Origin of the sequence: Leuconostoc pseudomesenteroides KCTC 3652 (assembly GCF_014634745.1) — a bacterium.
Lineage (GTDB): Bacteria > Bacillota > Bacilli > Lactobacillales > Lactobacillaceae > Leuconostoc > Leuconostoc pseudomesenteroides.
This window is the reverse complement of record NZ_BMBP01000022.1, coordinates 1-1,298: the sequence shown is the minus strand read 5'-3', so window position 1 is coordinate 1,298 and position 1,298 is coordinate 1. Positions and strand designations below refer to the sequence as shown.

1 protein-coding gene is annotated in these 1,298 nt (G+C 38.8%); it reads right to left on the bottom strand.

Going from position 1 to position 1,298, the window contains the following annotated elements; genetic code table 11:
* Positions 1–130: 130 nt before the first annotated feature.
* Entirely contained in the window at positions 131–997 is an 867-nt protein-coding gene (locus tag IEU65_RS10295) for an ROK family protein (RefSeq protein ID WP_010280602.1), read from the bottom strand.
* Positions 998–1,298 lie beyond the last annotated feature (301 nt).

The window sequence follows — 1,298 nt, the reverse complement described above, 5'->3', positions numbered from 1 at the left end:
GAAAGTCTAATTTTTATTCAATGTCTACTTTAAGTCAACTTAGCGGGTTGTTTGAGATAACTTGCTTTGTTGATGTTTATAATATAACGATTGAAAATTAAAACGAGATAAATCGGAGATAAACTGAAAATTAAATTAGGGTCTTGGCAAGATAGAAGCAACCAAGAATCCCGGCATTGTCACCATTGGCAACAGGCACAATATAATCATCCAAGTCTGGAACAGCCAGATAATCACTCATCAACTTTGCAAATTGCTCGCGAATCAGTGGAAATAGGATTTCACGATGTGGCACACCACCACCAAACACAATCTTTTCTGGACGCAAAATCATTGTATAGTCCAAAGCTGCTTGCGCCAAATAAAAGGCTTCAATTTCCCAAGCTAAATGATCGTCTGGTAGTTCCTTAGCGCTCATTTGCCAGCGTTCTTCAATTGCTGGACCAGCGGCTAAGCCTTCCAAACAATTATCGCCGTGGAATGGGCAATGACCAGCGTAAGTGTCTTTAGGATGCTTCTGCAAGAAAATGTGTCCTGCTTCAGGATGTCCATAGCCGCTGACAAAACGACCACCGGAAACAATTCCTGCACCAACGCCTGTACCAACTGTCAAATAAACCATATTTTGTACATCTTTAGCAGCACCAGTTTCAAATTCTGCCCAACCTGCACCGTTGACATCTGTTGTCCAATAATAAGGAATATCACGCCAAGCCTTCATAGCACCTAAAAAGTCGTATCCTGACCAACCACGCTTTGGCGTGTCCAATACGTGCCCGTATGTTTTTGACCCCTCGACAATATCAATTGGACCAAATGCTGCGATACCAATAGCATCAATATTTTCAAATTGGTCAAAAAAAGCAATGACTTGTTTTAGTGTTTGTTCGCCATCAAGTGTTGGAAATGATGTCCGCTCTACAATGTTATAGTCGTGATCCGCTACCGCCACAACAAATTTTGTACCACCGGCTTCAATTGCGCCTAATAATCCCATGAGTTACTCCTTTTTTGCGATTTTATCGCGTTAATGATAAACGTTAATCAGTTGTTTACAAATATATTGTAACCGTTTACAGGATGTTTGGCAATAACTAAAGCAACGTTTTTTAAAACAAAGATAATATACTGCTTATGAACAAACATTTGAGCCAAGACCCTAATTTAATTTTCAGTTTATCTCCGATTTATCTCGTTTTAATTTTCAATCGTTATATTATAAACATCAACAAAGCAAGTTATCTCAAACAACCCGCTAAGTTGACTTAAAGTAGACATTGAATAAAAATTAGACTTTC

Coding starts and splice junctions, on each gene's coding strand:
- IEU65_RS10295 (WP_010280602.1), bottom strand. CDS start 997: ATGGGATTATTAGGCGCAATTGAAGCCGGTGGTACAAAATTTGTTGTG.